The following is a 15,825-nucleotide window of genomic DNA, read 5'->3' as shown; positions in this document are numbered from 1 at the left end:
CGTTCCTCGCCGGCGGCTCGGCTCCTCCCGCAGAACCCGGTACGCCCCTCACTGCCCGTGCGGCCTCACAAGCGCGCTAGGGCAGGTCGGCGCGCACCCGCGCGGCCGCCTCGACCATGTTGCGCAGGGCCTGTTCGGTCTCGGCGTACCCGCGCGTCTTCAGGCCGCAGTCCGGGTTGACCCACAGGCCGCCCGCGTCGATGTGCGCGACCGCCAGGCGCAGCGACTCCTCGATCTCCTCCACGGAGGGCACCCGCGGCGAGTGGATGTCGTACACACCCGGGCCGATCCCCCGCTTGTAACCGCGGCGGCCGAGGTCCTCCACCAGCTCCATCCGCGAACGCGCCGCCTCGACGCTGGTGACGTCGGCGTCGAGCGCCTCGATCCCACCGACGATCAGGCCGAACTCGGAGTAGCACATGTGCGTGTGGATGGTCGTGGTCGGCGCGACCCCGGAGGTGGCCAGTCGGAACGAGCCCACGGCCCAGTCCAGGTAGGCCCCCCGCAGCTCCTCACGCAGCGGCAGCAGCTCCCGCAGCGCCGCCTCGTCCACCTGGATGTGGCGGATGCCCGCACGCTCCAGGTCGGCGATCTCGTCCCGCAGGGCGAGTGCGACCTGTCGGGCGGTGTCGCCCAGCGGCTGGTCGGTGCGCACGAACGACCAGGCGAGCATGGTCACCGGGCCGGTCAGCATGCCCTTGACCGGTTTCCGGGTGCGTGACTGGGCGTAGGTGATCCACCCGACCGTCATCGGCTCGGGACGCGAGACGTCCCCGTACAGGATCGGGGGACGCACACAGCGCGAACCGTAGGACTGCACCCACCCGTTCTCCGTGGTGGCGTAGCCCCGCAGCTGCTCGGCGAAGTACTGCACCATGTCGTTGCGCTCGGGCTCACCGTGGACGAGCACGTCCAGACCGATCTCCTCCTGGAGCGCGATCACACGGTCGATCTCCTCGCGGAGGATCCGGTGGTAGTCCTCCTCTCCCAGATCGCCCCTGCGGTGGGCGGCGCGCGCCCGCCGCAGCTCGGCGGTCTGGGGGAAGGAACCGATCGTGGTCGTGGTCAACGGCGTGTCCGTGGCGGAGCCCCGGTCCTGCGGGCGCTCGGAGGCCTCCGGGCCGAGCGCGTCGAGGCGGGCGCGCACCCGGGCGTCGGTGAAGGCCGGGTCGGCGCCGTCCGTCCCCTCGGCCGCGTACTCGGCACCGGTTCCCTCGGACAGGACGCGGCCCAGCAGCGCGACCTCCTCGGCCTTCTGCTTGGCGAAGGCCAGGGCCGCGCGCAGCTCGGGGTCGAGGGAGGTCTCGGAGTCCAGGTCGATCGGCACGTGCAGCAGCGAGCAGGAGGTGCTCACGGTCAGCTCGTCGGCGAGGGCGAGCAGGGTACCGAGCGTGGCCGCGGCGGAGGGGATGTCGGTCCGCCAGACGTTGCGGCCCCCGACGACACCGGCGACGAGGCGCGTCGAACCCAGGCCGGAGACCCTGACCAGGTCGTCGACGCCCTCGGCGTCGGTCACCAGGTCCAGACCCACCGCCTCGACCGGGGACTCCTTGAGCACGCGCAGCGCGGCGGCGCCGATGGAGCCGAAGTAGGTCGAGACCAGCAGGGAGGGACGGTCGGTGAGGCCGCCCAGACGCTGGTAGACGCGCTCCAGACGGTCGACGGCGGCGCGGCCCTCGTCGGTGGCCAGGATCGGTTCGTCCAGCTGCACCTCGGTGGCCCCGGCAGCCCTGAGGTCGGCCAGGAGGCGGCCGTAGGCGTCCAGGAGCTGGTCGAGCAGATCGATCGGCGCCCACCCCTCGGGGGCGTCGTCGGCTGCCTTGGCCAGCAGGAGGAAGGTCAGCGGCCCGACCAGGACCGGGCGGGTGTGGTAGCCCGCCGCCGCGGCCTCGCGGAACTCGGCGACCGGCTTGTCACCGACGAGGCGGGGACGGGTGCTCGGGGAGAGTTCGGGGACGAGGTAGTGGTAGTTGGTGTCGAACCACTTGGTCATCTCCAGCGGCGGCGCGCCCTGCTCGCCCCGGGCGAGCGCGAAGTAGCGGCGCATCTCCTCGTCGCGGTCCTCCGCGGCCGCCGGGGAGGCGAACCTGGAGGGCACCAGGTCGAAGAGGACCGCCGTGTCGAGCATGTGGTCGTAGTGGGAGAACGTGTTGGAGGGCAGGTCGTCGACGCCCGCCTCGCGCAGTTGGGCGTAGACGCCCTCGCGCAGGTCGGCGGCGACGGCGTCCAGTTCCCGGGCGCTCGTGCGGCCCTTCCAGTAGGACTCGCTGGCGCGCTTGAGTTCACGGTGCGGGCCGATCCTCGGATAGCCGTGCACGGTGGAGCGCACAGCCGACGTCCCGGCCGGTGGCGTGGTCATGAAGCTTCTCTCCCTCGTCGAAAGCCAGGTTCCGGCCACGAGGGCATGAGGAGGGTACGGCTACGCGGAGTACGCGCCCGGGGCGCGTACCCGTCCGTCACCGCCCTCGGCCCTCCCTCGGGGCACGGGACCACCGACGGCACGGGTGCGCCGCCGGGTGGAGGCAGGTCTTCGGACTCGTGGGCACCGTCGGTGCGCGCACCGACGACCTACTGGCCGCCGCTTCCCAGATTCCGACCGAACCGACCGGATTACCAGTGCTTCTGGCGACTGTCGTTCCCACATACCGCTGCGGGGCAGTCCCGGATTCCCACCGGGTTCCCTCTCGCGACGCGAACCACACTCCGAACCGGTGACACCCGGCCCGGAAGTGGAGCGCGTACCTTCCACGCCTGCAAGTATAGGGAGGCCCCCCTCGCGCCCCTGCACCCGGCGTGCGAACCCCATTCCCGCGCGCCACCCCCACCGCGAACCCCAGCCTCGTGGCGCGCGTCATACCCGACATAAGCGTTACGTGGGGTCGGCCCTCCCCCGCCGTCCCCGCGAACGTTCGTCTGACGATGAACGTGGAGAACCCCTGGTGAAGAAGCAGTCCCCACGGACCCTCGCAACCCGACGCCCCCTCGTCACGGTTGCGGTCGCGATGGCGGTGCTGGCTGGGCTGGTGTTGCTCGTCACCCAATCCGGCGTACTGCCCGGCCCCGACCCCGCGGAGAACGCCGCGCACGGGTCGGAGGAGAGCACCGCACCTCCCGCGACCGGAGAACCCGACCGGCTGACGGTGGTCGATCCCGCCGACGTGGTCGACGTGACGGAGGAGACGCTGCCCTACGACGGCGGCGTCTCCGCGGACGTGACCTATCCCGCCCTGCCCGACGCCGAACCGCTGAGCGACTTCCTCTCCCGCACCCTCGACACCGACGTGGCCGCCTTCGAGGCGGCCAACCCCGGTGCGGCGGCCTACACCGCGGAGTGGGGCCTGACCGCGGCCAACGACGACACGGTCGGCGTGCGCATGACCAGCACCGAAACCGACTCCGAGGGCTCCCGTGAGTGCCACAGCACCTACTGGTACGAGGCCGACACCGGCCTGACGCACGGGTCCAACGAGCTGATCGCGGGACAGGACGAGCTGGAGCGGCTCAACGCGCTGGTCAGGGAGGGGAGCCCGGACACCGTCGACGGTCCGTCCGTCCTCCCCGTCGCGGCGCTCTACGACTCGGTGGGCTTCAACCCCGACGGCGACCTGGTCGTGGAGTTCGACACCGGACAGGTCGCCGCCGTCGACGAGGGCCCCGTGCACGTGGTCGTCGGCCGGGAGGAGGCCGAGCCGCTCCTCTCGGACCTGGGTGTGCGAGCGCGTGACGCCGCGACCGTCGGTGTGGAGGCCTTCTCCGTGTCGGGCCCGCCCGAGGCGGACAAGGACGGGACCACCGGGGAGCGGCCGGGGCTGGTCTCCCCCGTCGACGACGCGGTGGACTGCTCCGACCCCGACACCCGGTGCGTGGCCCTGACCTACGACGACGGCCCCGGCGGACGCACCCCCGAACTGCTGGACACGCTGGCCGAGTACGACGCCCGCGCCACCTTCTTCGTGACCGGCGTCCCGGTCCTGGAGCACCCCCGGACGGTGCGGCGCGCCTACGCCGAGGGGCACGAGATCGCCAACCACACCCTGAACCACCCGGACCTGTCCGCGATGGGGCAGGGGGCGGTCCGGGCCGAACTGGAGACGGTCCAGGCCCAGGTGTACCGCGAGACCGGCTACACCATGGACCTGATGCGCCCGCCCTACGGCGCCACCGACGAGGGCGTCGACTCCGTGACCGAGGACATGGGGCTCGCCCAGATCCTGTGGAGCGTGGACACCAACGACTGGAGGGACCGGAACGCCTCCGTGGTCTCCGGCCGCGCGCTGGGCGGGGCGTCGGACGGCGCGATCATCCTCATGCACGACATCCACGACACCACCGTCGACGCCTCCCACGGCATCATCCGCGAACTCGACGCACGGGGTTACACGATGGTGACCGTCTCCCAGTTGCTCGGGACCACGACCCCCGGATCGGCCTACCACGACGGCCACCCCGAGGAGGAGGCCCCCGAGGACGGGACCGACGCCCGGGAGACCGACGGAGAACAGCAGGACGGGCCGGTCGGGGACTGACGCTCCCGCCGCCGGACGCGCCCGGGGCGATGGCCACATGTGGCCATCGCCCCGGGCGCGTGGTCCAGGTCACCTATCTTGCTCCCGTCAGCCGCCAACCGTACGGCAGGGGTGAGGAAGTCCGGTGGAGCCGTCGATCCGAGCGCGTCAACAGCAGAGCGTCCACCCTCCGGGCACCGCGGGGGACGGCCTGCGCCGGTCCGGCGCCGCGGCCGTCGCGCTGGCGCTGACCGCCACCGCGTGCGGAACGGCCACCGTGGACGCGGATTCCGCCGACCGGATCACCATGGTGCTGGACGAACCCGGGGGGACGGTCACCGAGTGGACCGGTGACGCCGCCGACTACGGCGGCCATCCCCACATCCCCGGGGGCCTGGACATCACCGTCGCCTACCCGGAGTTCGAGGGTGCCCCGGAGTTCGCCGACGGGCTCGCCGCACTCGTGGACCGGGAGGTGCTCGACTTCCGGGGGGCCAGCCGGGACCCGGTGTCCCTGACCGTCGGCTGGGAGGTCACCGCCGCCGGTGACGGCGTACTGGGTGTGCGCCTGACCCGCACCGAGGAGGACCTGCACGGGCTGCGGCAGGGCTACGAGACGTACTGGTACGACTCCGCGACCGGGCTGACCCGCTACTCCTCGGAGCTGCTCGCCGGGCAGGAGGCGCTCGCGGAGCTGAACGGGATCGTCCGCGCGGACCTGGCCGACCGCCCCGACGTCGACACCGGGAGCCTCTTCCCGATCCGGGCCAGCTACGACTCCCTCGGCTTCAACGCCGACGGCGACCTGGTCGTGGAGTTCGACGACGGGCACCTCTCCCCGATCCGCGAGGGCCATCCGCCGGACTCCTCCCCCGGCCGCGTCGCCGTGGTGGTCGACTCCGCCGAGGCCGGGCCCCTCCTGTCCGACCTGGGCGAGCGCGCCCGCGCGGCCTCGCTGCGGGAGGAGCCGGACTACGCCGTGCCCGAGGCGGGCCCGACCCCCGACCCCCGGCCCGCCGTGCCCGGGGAGGTCCCCGCCGGGGACGAGGACGTCGACTGCCACGAGGAGGGGGTCCGGTGTGTCGCGCTGACCTTCGACGACGGCCCGGCCGAGACCACCGCGCCGCTGCTCGACCTGCTCGCGGAGGAGGGGGTGAGGGCGACCTTCTTCCTCAACGCCGACCCGGCGCTGACCCGTCCCGCCGACTACCGGCGCGCCTACGCCGAGGGGCACGAGATCGCCAGCCACAACGACCAGCACGAGCACATGCCGGACATGCCCGTGGCCGACCTGCCCGGGCAGGTGGCGGCGGTGAGCGCGATCGTCAGCAGGCACACCGGACACACGGTGCGGCTGTTCCGACCGCCCTTCGGCGACAGCTCGCCGGAGGTCCTCGGCGAGATCGGCGACCAGGGGATGGCCCAGGTCCTGTGGAACCTGGACAGCGAGGACTGGCAGGGCCTCGCACCGAACGAGATCACGGACCACGTGGTGGAGGCGGCGGGGCGGGGCCCGGCTGAGCGGGACTCGGTGGTACTGCTGCACGACACCCTGCCGCCGACCGTGGCCGCGGTCCCGGAGATCGTCGAGCGGCTGCGCGCGGACGGTTTCGTGTTCGCGACGGTCACGCAGGTGATCGGCGACCCGGAGCCCGGGGAGTCCTACCCGGTCGGCGCCCGGGTGCCCGGGACGGGGGGCGAGGCCCCGGGGTCCTGAGCCGCCCGGGAGGGACCGGGGGACTTGCCGCCCGGAGAGGTCAGGAGGCGGTTTCGACGTCCTCGCCCACCACGGACAGTCCCGGTGGCGGGGCGTCGGCTCCCACGGCGTCACCGACCGAGGCGTACCCGGCCTCGCGGACGAGCCGGGCCAGGCCCCGGTGGACGCGGCGCGGCCACAGCGGACCGCCGTAGATCAGGCCGGTGTAGCCCTGGACCAGGGTGGCACCGGAGCGGATGCGCGCCCAGGCGTCCTCGGCGGTCTCGATGCCGCCGACGGCCACCAGGGTGACGCGGTCGCCCACGCGGGACCGCAGTCGGCGCAGCACCTCCAGCGAGCGGTCCTTGAGCGGGGCGCCGGAGAGTCCGCCGGCACCGGCCGCGGCGACCTCCTCGTCGGAGGCGGCGAGCCCCTCGCGGGAGATGGTGGTGTTGGTGGCGATGATGCCGTCCAGCCCCTCGGCCAGGGCGAGGTCGGCGACCGCGTCGACGTCCTCGTCGGCGAGGTCGGGGGCGATCTTCACCAGCAGCGGCAGGTGCGGGTACCCGGCCTCGACCAGGGCCGCGCGCACGGCCGCCAGCAGCGGACGCAACTGTTCGACGCCCTGGAGGTTGCGCAGCCCCGGGGTGTTCGGCGAACTGACGTTGACCACCATGTAGTCGGCGTACGGGGCCAGGCGACGGGCGCTGGTCGCGTAGTCGGCCGGTGCGTCCTCCTCCGGCGTCACCTTGGTCTTGCCGATGTTGACGCCCAGGACCGGACGTCCGGCGGACCGCTGGTGGTGCAGGCGCTCGGCGACCAGGGCCGAGCCCTCGTTGTTGAAGCCCATCCGGTTGACGATGGCGCGGTCCCCGACCAGGCGGAACAGGCGCGGCTTCGGGTTGCCGGGCTGGGGCTGGGCGGTGACCGTGCCGATCTCGACGAACCCGAAGCCGAGCGCGGCCAGGCCGTGCGGGCTCTCCGCGTTCTTGTCGAACCCGGCGGCCATGCCCAGCGGGCCGGGGAACTCCCGGCCCAGGGCGTGCACGGTCAGTTCGGGCTCGCGCGGGCCCAGGACCCGGCCCATGGCCGCGGCGACTCCGGGGACGGCGGCCGCGCCGCGCAGCGCGGCGAAGCTCAGCTGGTGGGCCTTCTCCGCGTCCATGTGACGCAGGACCGAGCTGAAGAGCACTTGGTAGAACACGGTCATCCGTTTCCGTCGCCCTCGCGCTCTGCGAGGAAGCGTTCGAGTTCCGCGCCGAGTTCGTCGGCGGTGGGCAGTCCGCCCTCGTCGTCGGCGAGCGGGAGCGTGGGCCGCTCCTCGCTGTCGACCCGTGAGGACATGATGTCGTCGTACTGCCGTTCCAGGTTGGCCACGACACGCTGGACGTCCTCGGAGGCCGCCACCTGTTCGGCGATGTCGACGTCGGTGCTTCCGGCCACGTCCTCCAACCCGCTCGTGGGCAGGGCCAGTCCGGTCGCCCCGGAGACGTGGTCCACCGCGGCGAGGGCCGCGCGGGGGTACTCGGACTGGGCGAGGTAGCTGGGGACGTGGACGGCGTAGCCGACGAAGTCGTGGCCGACCTGGCCCAGGCGGTACTCCAGCAGCGACACGGCGCTGCCGGGGACCTCGACCCGGCCGATCCACGGGGTGTGGTCCCCGACCAGTTCGGGCCGGGTGGAGTGCGGGGTGACCGTGACCGGCCGGGTGTGCGGAACGGCCATGGGGATGCCGTTGGCGCTGACGGAGAGCGTGACACGGAAGTGGTCGATCAGGGTGCCGACCGCCGAGGCGAACAGCTCCCACTCACGGTCGGGTTCGGGGCCGTGCAGGACCAGGAAGGGGGCGCCCTCCTCGTCGTGCATCCGGTAGAGGGCCAGTTTGGGGGCGGCGTAGTCGGTCCAGGCGCTCTCGACGAAGGTCATCGTCGGGCGGCGGGACCGGTAGTCCACGAGCCGGTCGGTGTCGAAGGTCGCGATCTCCTCCGCGGTGAACCGGTCGAAGAGCGCCGAGGCCAGCTGGCGCCCGGCGTGACCGGCGTCGACGAAGCCGTCCAGACAGACGAGCATCGCCAGGCCGGCGACGTCGTCGAAACCGGGATGGAGTTCGTACAGATCAGCGGGTTCACGCACCGGGTTCTCGTCTCCAAAGTGGTCGGGATCGCAGGGGGCGGCGCCCGGTCGGCGGCCTGGGCCTCGGCCGCCGCGGTGCCGCGCGGCCCACGGGGACGGACCTGCCCGCGCACCGCGTGGGTGGGTCTGTCCCGCTTTTCCACAATACCGACCCGCATCCTGTGGAAGTGGGCCGTGGCCGTTCTCTCCGGCCGGGGTGACGACGGCCATACCGGCCCGCGGCTGATCCGGGGCGAGGTACCCGGAGCGCCACGCGGTTCGGGGCGGCGTTCCCGGAAACCGCGCTCCGCACCACCGGGCGGTGGCCGTGCCACGGAACCCGGCTTCCGTGGCACGTGGCGGACCCGGGTCATGACCTGCCCGGAGTCCGGGGACCGCTCAGCAACGGCTCACTGGATCAGGTCGGTGTGGCCGTGACCCCAGTCCGGGGCATTCGGGCAGACGTAGATCTGCAGGTGGTCCCAGCTGCCGACCACGACCCCGGGCGAGTTCGTCTTCCCGCCGTAGACGGGCCCGATGGAGGACTGATCCTCGTACGGGACCCAACTCCCCGTGCCGCCGTCCCATTCGCTCGAGGCGATGGTCAGCAGCGGGCGCATCGCGGCGCCGCAGTGGACGCAGAACCGGGCGACGGGATCGGTGCGGCCCCACGGGGGCCAGCCACCGACCTTCCAGCCCGGGGCCATGGACAGCTGGTCGGTGTAGAACGACTGCGGGGCGGTCGCGTAGCAGTCGTCCACCGCGACGCCGGCCGCCCGCCACGCGCCCCGGTCCGCCAGCTGCTCTCGCAGTTCCTCGCTCAGATCGAGGAAGTTGGGGTACTCGGTGATGTGCTCCGGCGCGAGCACACACGGTTGCGGAATGAGCCCGTCGAACTCCACGTAGGACGGCTCGGGCGGCGGCGCCGTGCGGACGTCGGTGACGTCGGCGGCGGTCCACCAGAACAGCGCGGTCGAGGGCTTGCTCTCGGGCTCGTGCTCGGAGGTACACCACAGCACCTGGAGCAGATCAGCCTTCCCGAACGACCGCAGGAGGGGCACGTCGCGCGCGTACAGCTGGGCCACGGGCACCAGCGGGGAGCGCTCCGGACCCTCGTGCCACATGTCGCAGTACGGCCACGGGTGGTCGGCGGGCCACAGCAGCGGCCCGCCGACCGAGCTCTCGCGCGGCGTCGGAGAACCGAGGCGGGGGTGCAACCGGACCGCAGGGCGCGCCAACGGACCCAGTTCGGGGAAGACCGCGGCGACGTCGAGCGGCCGCGGTGGGGTGGTACGGGTGGAGTCCATGACGGTGATACTGCCAGCAGCCTCCGACTCTCGGCGTACCGATCCACGTACGGCCGGCACCGGGCAGCCACCCCGGAAGGGTCCACCGCGCACGGGCTGCCCGCGTGGATCGCTCCCGAAGGCGGGGAGCGGCTCTTCCACCGGATTCCCGGGCTGAGCGCGCAGGCGACTCCGGACCGTCGACCGACGCCCGCGGCGCGGTACCCACGTGAAGCACCCCGGCGGAATCGGCCCCGAGTCGACCGCCCGACGAGGCCTTCCCCGATCAGCGCAGCTCCGCGACGCGCAGGGCGCGCAGGCGGTTGAGCACCGCAGCGATCTCGTACCGCCGCGGCAGGGCGTAGTCACCGCCGAAGTCACCGCCGAGCCGGGTGACACCGTCCCTGGTCAGAGCCCGTTCCAGGGAGTCCAGGGCCTCAGCGAGGGTGTGGGCGCCGTCCAGGTGGCGGCCGCGCACGAGTTCGCGCAGGGCGAGCCCGGCACCGGTGATCTGTCCGGGGTCGACGAACTGCTCGACGGAGCGCACGTCGATGTCGTGGTCCCCGAAGACCAGGACGTCCATGTCGCGGCGCTTGATCTTGCTCCGGCCCCGCGCGGTGGTGGGGTCCACCGAGGCGGGGTCGACGATCCGGTGGCGGGGCGGGGTGAAGTCGGCGTCGGCGCGCTCGCGGGCCAGGGCGCGGGCGCGCTCGGTGACGTCGTGGGGGTGGTAGGCGTCGAGCATGACGACCTGGTCGGCGACGTCGAAGTAGTCGCCGCTGCCGCCCATGACCAGGACGGTCGAGACGCGGTGCTCCCGGTGCAGGGGGCGGACGAGGTCGATGAACGGGACGAGGGGTTCGCGGTCGCCGTGGACGAGGGCCTGCATGCGCTCGTCGCGGATCATCAGGTTGGTGGCGGTGGAGTCCTCGTCCACGAGCAGGGTGCGTGACCCGGCCTCGACCGCCTCGCAGATGTTGGCCGCCTGGGAGGTGGAACCGGAGGCGTTCTCGGTGCAAAAGTCCCCGGTGTCGGCGCCGGTGGGCAGCCCGCGCACGAAGGGGCTGACGTCGGTGCGCTCGACGCGGCGGCCCTCCTCGGCACGGATCTTGACCGCGTCGGCCCTGCTCACGACCAGTTCACGCCCGTCACCGGGGATGTGGTCGTACACGCCGCGTTCCAGGGCGTGCAGCAGGGTCGACTTGCCGTGGAAGCCGCCGCCGACGATGAGGGTGATGCCCTCGGGCACCCCCATACCGGTGACGGTGCCCCGGTGCGGGAGGTCGACGCTCACGCGCAGGGACCCCGGTGAGTCGAAGGGCACGGCGCCGCCGGCCATGGGCTCGTCGCTGACGCCGCTGCGCCGGGGCAGGATCGCGCCGTCGGCGACGAAGGCCACCAGGCCCCGCTCCTCCAGCTGGGAGCGGAGTGCGACGGTGTCGGCGACACTGTCGGCGAAGGCCTCGGCCTCGGCGGCGTCGACCTCCTCCCAGTCGAGGTCGTCGACGAGGTCGGGCAGGGTGGCGCACAGCTCGCGCTCGGCCGTGCGTCCGTCGATGCGGCGGCCGCGGCCGGGCAGGTCGATACCGATCCGCAGGTCGATACCGCCGCCCTCGGTGACCTGGCAGGAGGAGCGTTCGATGACCTCCTGGCCTCCGGTGTCGACCCTGAGCAGCGACCCCCTGAGCAGACGGCGGGCGCGGCGGCCGAGGTAGTCGGCGGTGGCGCGGCGCCGTACGGGGTCGGCCCAGGCGCTCTTGGGGATGCCGGCGTCGTGGACGAGCACGCGCACCCGCGAGGGCGGTGCGAACGGGTCGGACTGGGCGTGCTGCACGGTGAGGGTGAAGTCACCGAAGTCCCAGTCGCCCTTGAGGGACTTGTAGCGGCCGTAGGAGTCACCGTCCATACGCAGCAGCTCGGACGAGAGCCTGGCGTCGTCGCGCGTACCGCGGATCGGTTCGGGCTCGGGCCTGCGGCCACCGCCCCCGCGTCCGGGTCCGCGGCCTCCCCCGCCGCCCTGTCGGCGCCCCTGGCCGCCGCTCCCGTACCGTTCCGCCATCGTGTTCTCCCCCCGGTGTCGTGGCACTGCTCCAAGCCAGGGTAGGACGGATCGCGTACCGCTGGAGAAGCCCTGTGGACGGCCTCGGGGAGCACCGGGCTCAGCCCGCGCCCGGCCGTGCGGCGGTGACCAGATGGGTCTCCACGGGAAGGACGACGCCGTCGTCGTCGACGTGGTCGGCGAGCAGCCGACCGGTCTCCTCGACGACGGCGTCGAGGGCGGCGGCGCGGTCCTCGCCCACCCGGGCCGCCAGGGGCGAGCTGACCACCTCGGACCAGACCAGGTCCCGCACGGAGGGGTAGCGGGCGCTCGTCACGCAGATCAGGACGCGGACGTCGCCGAACCCCGCCCCCCGCACCAGAGCGCGCAGGTCGTCGACGTCCAGCTCCGGGAAGGGCGCGCGCATCACGGCCCCGGCCCCGGGTCCGACGTGGCGGCCCAGCGCGTCGGCGAGGTGGCGGTAGGCCGTGTTGTGCCGGGGTGGGCGCAGCACGCTCAGCACCAGGCGTCCGCCCGGCACGAGTACGCGCCGCGCCTCGGAGAGGGCGGCGCCGGGGTCGGCGAAGAACTGGAGGGCCTGTTGGCACAGCACCGTGTCGAAGGAGGCGTCCGGCAGGTCGAGCGCGCAGGCGTCGCCGACGAGGAAGGTGATCGGTTCGGCGCGCCGGGGGGCGACCGCCCGGGCGACCTCGATCATGTCCGGGTTCACGTCGATCCCGATGACGGGCGTGCGGGGGCTCAGCCGCTCGGTCACGATCCTGGCCAGGACACCGGTGCCGCAGGCCATGTCGAGGATCCGGGTGTTCTCGTCCGGATCGGCCAGGCGGACGAGCTCCCGTCCCCAGGGTTCGAAGAGCACCGGAACGAGGAAACGCTCGTAGGAGCGGGCCGTGGAGCCCGTCAGGCGCCAGCCCCGCCACGCGGCCTCAGGATCGTGGATCTCCTCGTCCGCCATCGCCCGCCCTCCGTCGGCCGCAGGTCCCACCACGGTAGGACCGGTGGGCCCGGGTCGCGCCGGCGACACGCGCGGCGCCCGTGAGGGGGTCGGCCCCGGTGGCGGTACCGGGGCCGATCCCTTCGGGGTGGCCCCAGCCCACCCGGTACCAAGGGGGTGTTCCGGGTCGGCTGGGGCGCCCGCACCTCCCCGGGAGGGGTGGGGAGGTGCACGAGTTCATTTCTACCGGAAGTCGATGTCCCGTGCGGGGGAAACCTCGATTCCGGCGGATTCATGTTCCCGTTCGACGGTCGCGGCGGTCTCCGCCGCGCACGACGCGACCGCGCAGGTCGCCCGGGCTCCGACCAGCATCAGCGCGAAGGGCACCGCCCCGTCAGGCTCGGCGGGGCACGGCGTCTGCGGGCCCCGAACCGGCTCCGCTACCGGTCGAGGGCGGCACGGAAGGCGGCGTCGTGGGCGTCGACGGGCTCATCGGCCAGGTCACCGACGAACACCGCGACGAGCCGCCCGCCCTTCTGCGCGACCTCGGCGCGCAGGTCCCGCCAGTGGTGCAGGTTCGGGTGCTCGAAGTCCGGGCACGCCTCGGCCGGGGCCAGACCGCTGATCGCGGTGTCCAACTGGTCGAGGGTCATCCGGTGGGTGGCCGTCCCGGACACGTGGCCCAGCGTACGGCCGAGGACGACGGCGGGAAGGTGGTTGCCGGCGACGTTGGTCAGACCGAACACCGTGCCGCCGTCCCGCTCGACACCGATCCCGTAGGCGGCGGGCCGCCGCCAGCCGGTGTGGGCCGCCTCCAGCTCCTCCCGGGCCCGAACGATCCGCTCCTTGGTCGCCCACTGCTCGGCCATGGTGTCCCCCCTCATCGTCGTCCTCCGTCCCCGACACCCTAGAGGTGGAGCGTGCCGCGGGCCACGGTGACCGCCCTCCCGCCGATGCGGACGCGCCCGGGCGCGTCCGCGGGAAGGCGCAGTTCCAGGTCGCCGCCGCGCGCCGAGGCCTGGTGGGCGCTCAGCTCGGTACGGCCCAGCCGCTCGGCCCAGAACGGCGCCAGCACCGTGTGGGCGCTTCCGGTCACCGGGTCCTCCGGGACGCCGACGCTCGGCGCGAAGAAGCGGGAGACGATGTCGTGGTCGGTCCCGCGCGCGGTGACGATGATCCCGCGCGCGTCGAGTCGGGCCAGCGCCGCCGGGTCCGGGGTGAGCGCGCGGACGGTGGCCTCGTCCGCGACCTCGACGAGGAGGTCGTCGGTCCCGCCGCGGCCGACCCACAGGGGCTCGGCTCCGAGTGCGGCGGCCAGGCCCGCGGGTGCGTCGACGGGTGTCGCGGGCCGGGCGGGGAAGTCCATCCACATCCGGTCCCCGTCGCGGGAGACGGTGAGCACACCGCTGCGCGTACTGAAGCGGTGGGGGGCGGGCACCCCGATCCCGGTGAGCGCGTGCGCGGTGGCCAGGGTGGCGTGCCCGCACAGGGCGACCTCCACCTTCGGGGTGAACCAGCGCAGTTCGTAGTCGGCTCCGGGGTGCTCGACACGGCGGGCGAAGGCCGTCTCCGAGAGGTTGAACTCCGCCGCGACCCCCTGGGCCCACGCGTCGGGGTAGGGGTCGTCCAGGACGAGGACGGCGGCGGGGTTGCCCGCCAGGGGACGGTCGGTGAAGGCGTCGACCACGTGGAATTCAGGCATGCCGCAAGACTAGGACGCCCGTGGTGCGAGGGGGGAGTCCACGCGGTCGCGCACCGCGGCGATCCGGCTCGGCGGGGCCCCGGGGCGGGGATCCCGGGCTCCCCGCCCCGGGTACGCGGCTGCCCCCGGCCGCGGCGGGGGGTGAGCGCGCTCCGGTCCGGGGACGCGCCTCAGAGGTTGAGCGTCCCGGTGGCGACCGAGACCGCGGTGCCCCCGATGAGGACCCGGTCGGCGGCGTCGGCGGGCAGGCGGACCAGCAGGTCGCCGCCGCGCGCGGACGCCTGGTGGGAGGTCAGCTCGGTACGGCCCAGCCGCTCGGCCCAGAACGGCGCCAGCACCGTGTGGGCCGCTCCGGTCACCGGGTCCTCGGGAATCCCGATGCTGGGGCCGAACACGCGGGTGACGATGTCGGTCTCGGAGCCCCGGGCGGTGACGATGACGATGTTCTGGGGCTGTTCGGCCAGGCCCGCCAGGTCGGGGGCGAGCTCCCGGACGGCGGTCTCGTCCTCCAGCTCGACCAGGAGGAACTCACCCACCGACCCCGTCCACAGCGCGGGGGCTCCGAGCGCCTCGACGAGGCCGTCGGGGACCTCGCACCGTTCGGCGCGGTTGAGCGGGAAGTCCAGCCACTTCCGTTCCCCGTCGTCGGTGACGGTGAGGATCCCGCTGCGGGTGGTGAAGCGGTAGGGCCCCGGAACGCCGAGCTCGGTCAGCGTGTGGGCGGTGGCGAGGGTGGCGTGGCCGCACAGGTCGATCTCGACGGTGGGCGTGAACCAGCGCAGTTCGTAGTCGGCCTCCGGATCCTCGACACGGCGGGCGAAGGCGGTCTCGGCGAGGTTGAACTCGGCCGCCACTCCCTGGGCCCACGCGTCGGTGTAGGGCTCGTCCAGGATGAGGACGGCGGCGGGGTTGCCCGCCAGGGGACGGTCGGTGAAGGCGTCGACGACGCGGTACTCGGTCATGGGTCCATTGTTGGGAGTCCACTTGACCGAAAGGAAGGGCCAGTTCTCCATGAAATGGACCCTCATGGCGTGTTCGTCCCCTCACAGGTGCGGCTCGTCGAGGATGAACATCGTCTGCGTGCTCTTCACCTCCGGGAGCCGTTGGAGGCGCTCCAGCACGAACGTCCGCAGGGCGGCGGCGTCGGCGACCCGCACCAGCAGGAGGAGGTCGACGTCCCCGGAGACCAGCGCCGCGTGGTCCACCTCCGGGATGTCGCGCAGGTAGCCGCGGAACCGGTCCCAGGAGTGCTGCTCGATGCGGACCGACACGTACGCGGACAGTCCGGTGCCGTACTTCTCCGGGTCGATGACGGCGGTGAAGCCGCGGATGACCCCCTCGTCACGGAGGCGTTCGAGGCGGGAGTAGGCGTTGGCGCGGGAGATGTGCGCCTGCTCCGCGACCGCACGGATGGACATGCGTCCGTCGGCGCGCAGCAGCGCGATGATGCGCTTGTCGGTGTCGTCCAACCGGGCTGCCATGTGTCTTACCTCATACCGCTCGGGCGTGCACCCTCTGAGATGATCCGGAC

13 protein-coding genes and 1 riboswitch are annotated in these 15,825 nt (G+C 73.0%); of the genes, 2 read left to right on the top strand and 11 right to left on the bottom strand.

Going from position 1 to position 15,825, the window contains the following annotated elements:
* Window positions 1-76: 76 nt before the first annotated feature.
* A complete protein-coding gene (gene metE / locus ACTVAJ_RS19985; protein WP_470389720.1) occupies window positions 77-2,359 on the bottom strand; it encodes a 5-methyltetrahydropteroyltriglutamate--homocysteine S-methyltransferase in 2,283 nt (760 codons plus the stop codon).
* Between the two features lie 145 nt (window positions 2,360-2,504).
* Window positions 2,505-2,716, bottom strand: a riboswitch (cobalamin riboswitch).
* A gap of 286 nt (window positions 2,717-3,002) precedes the next feature.
* Here metE and ACTVAJ_RS19980 point away from each other — a divergent pair.
* Window positions 3,003-4,526, top strand: a complete 1,524-nt coding sequence (locus ACTVAJ_RS19980) for a polysaccharide deacetylase family protein (RefSeq protein ID WP_470389719.1) — start codon at window positions 3,003-3,005, stop codon at window positions 4,524-4,526.
* Window positions 4,527-4,650: 124 nt separating this feature from the next.
* On the top strand, window positions 4,651-6,222 hold the full coding sequence (locus tag ACTVAJ_RS19975; RefSeq protein WP_470389718.1) for a polysaccharide deacetylase family protein: 1,572 nt from the start codon (window positions 4,651-4,653) through the stop codon (window positions 6,220-6,222).
* Between the two features lie 40 nt (window positions 6,223-6,262).
* Here the strand turns inward: ACTVAJ_RS19975 and ACTVAJ_RS19970 are convergent, their stop codons facing one another.
* From ACTVAJ_RS19970 to ACTVAJ_RS19925, 10 genes are all read right to left on the bottom strand, one after another.
* Entirely contained in the window at window positions 6,263-7,411 is a 1,149-nt protein-coding gene (locus ACTVAJ_RS19970; protein WP_470389717.1) for a quinone-dependent dihydroorotate dehydrogenase, read from the bottom strand.
* Window positions 7,408-8,334, bottom strand: a complete 927-nt coding sequence (locus tag ACTVAJ_RS19965; RefSeq protein ID WP_470389716.1) for a proteasome assembly chaperone family protein — start codon at window positions 8,332-8,334, stop codon at window positions 7,408-7,410. Before ACTVAJ_RS19965 ends, ACTVAJ_RS19970 begins: the two co-directional genes overlap by 4 nt.
* Before the next feature lie 389 nt (window positions 8,335-8,723).
* Window positions 8,724-9,620: a YwqG family protein gene (locus ACTVAJ_RS19960; RefSeq protein WP_470389715.1), complete on the bottom strand. Its 897-nt coding sequence runs from the start codon at window positions 9,618-9,620 to the stop codon at window positions 8,724-8,726.
* A gap of 265 nt (window positions 9,621-9,885) precedes the next feature.
* Window positions 9,886-11,658: a P-loop domain-containing protein gene (locus ACTVAJ_RS19955; protein WP_470389714.1), complete on the bottom strand. Its 1,773-nt coding sequence runs from the start codon at window positions 11,656-11,658 to the stop codon at window positions 9,886-9,888.
* Between the two features lie 100 nt (window positions 11,659-11,758).
* Window positions 11,759-12,613: a class I SAM-dependent methyltransferase gene (locus ACTVAJ_RS19950; RefSeq protein ID WP_470389713.1), complete on the bottom strand. Its 855-nt coding sequence runs from the start codon at window positions 12,611-12,613 to the stop codon at window positions 11,759-11,761.
* Between the two features lie 222 nt (window positions 12,614-12,835).
* The gene (locus ACTVAJ_RS19945) at window positions 12,836-12,979 is read right to left on the bottom strand and encodes a hypothetical protein (RefSeq protein WP_470389712.1); all 144 of its coding nucleotides are present in this window, start codon (window positions 12,977-12,979) and stop codon (window positions 12,836-12,838) included.
* A gap of 53 nt (window positions 12,980-13,032) precedes the next feature.
* Complete coding sequence (locus tag ACTVAJ_RS19940; protein WP_470389711.1) at window positions 13,033-13,476, bottom strand: hypothetical protein; 444 nt, start codon at window positions 13,474-13,476, stop codon at window positions 13,033-13,035.
* 23 nt (window positions 13,477-13,499) lie between these two features.
* The gene (locus tag ACTVAJ_RS19935) at window positions 13,500-14,294 is read right to left on the bottom strand and encodes a PhzF family phenazine biosynthesis protein (protein ID WP_470389710.1); all 795 of its coding nucleotides are present in this window, start codon (window positions 14,292-14,294) and stop codon (window positions 13,500-13,502) included.
* Window positions 14,295-14,464: 170 nt separating this feature from the next.
* On the bottom strand, window positions 14,465-15,256 hold the full coding sequence (locus ACTVAJ_RS19930; RefSeq protein WP_470389709.1) for a PhzF family phenazine biosynthesis protein: 792 nt from the start codon (window positions 15,254-15,256) through the stop codon (window positions 14,465-14,467).
* An 81-nt stretch (window positions 15,257-15,337) separates the two neighbouring features.
* Entirely contained in the window at window positions 15,338-15,775 is a 438-nt protein-coding gene (locus tag ACTVAJ_RS19925) for an Lrp/AsnC family transcriptional regulator (RefSeq protein ID WP_470389708.1), read from the bottom strand.
* Between the last annotated feature and the right edge of the window lie 50 nt (window positions 15,776-15,825).

The sequence above is a fragment of the Nocardiopsis sp. KDC1DS13DA1 genome (genome assembly GCF_055632325.1).
This window is presented reverse-complemented; position numbering and strand designations above follow the sequence as displayed.

What these genes read in the sequence shown, in the direction of transcription:
- ACTVAJ_RS19935 (WP_470389710.1), bottom strand. Translation starts at nt 14,294, where the DNA reads ATGCCTGAATTCCACGTGGTCGACGCCTTCACCGACCGTCCCCTGGCG.
- ACTVAJ_RS19960 (WP_470389715.1), bottom strand. Translation starts at nt 9,620, where the DNA reads ATGGACTCCACCCGTACCACCCCACCGCGGCCGCTCGACGTCGCCGCG.
- ACTVAJ_RS19950 (WP_470389713.1), bottom strand. Translation starts at nt 12,613, where the DNA reads ATGGCGGACGAGGAGATCCACGATCCTGAGGCCGCGTGGCGGGGCTGG.
- ACTVAJ_RS19970 (WP_470389717.1), bottom strand. Translation starts at nt 7,411, where the DNA reads ATGACCGTGTTCTACCAAGTGCTCTTCAGCTCGGTCCTGCGTCACATG.
- metE (WP_470389720.1), bottom strand. Translation starts at nt 2,359, where the DNA reads ATGACCACGCCACCGGCCGGGACGTCGGCTGTGCGCTCCACCGTGCAC.
- ACTVAJ_RS19955 (WP_470389714.1), bottom strand. Translation starts at nt 11,658, where the DNA reads ATGGCGGAACGGTACGGGAGCGGCGGCCAGGGGCGCCGACAGGGCGGC.
- ACTVAJ_RS19925 (WP_470389708.1), bottom strand. Translation starts at nt 15,775, where the DNA reads ATGGCAGCCCGGTTGGACGACACCGACAAGCGCATCATCGCGCTGCTG.
- ACTVAJ_RS19980 (WP_470389719.1), top strand. Translation starts at nt 3,003, where the DNA reads ATGGCGGTGCTGGCTGGGCTGGTGTTGCTCGTCACCCAATCCGGCGTA.
- ACTVAJ_RS19940 (WP_470389711.1), bottom strand. Translation starts at nt 13,476, where the DNA reads ATGAGGGGGGACACCATGGCCGAGCAGTGGGCGACCAAGGAGCGGATC.
- ACTVAJ_RS19930 (WP_470389709.1), bottom strand. Translation starts at nt 15,256, where the DNA reads ATGACCGAGTACCGCGTCGTCGACGCCTTCACCGACCGTCCCCTGGCG.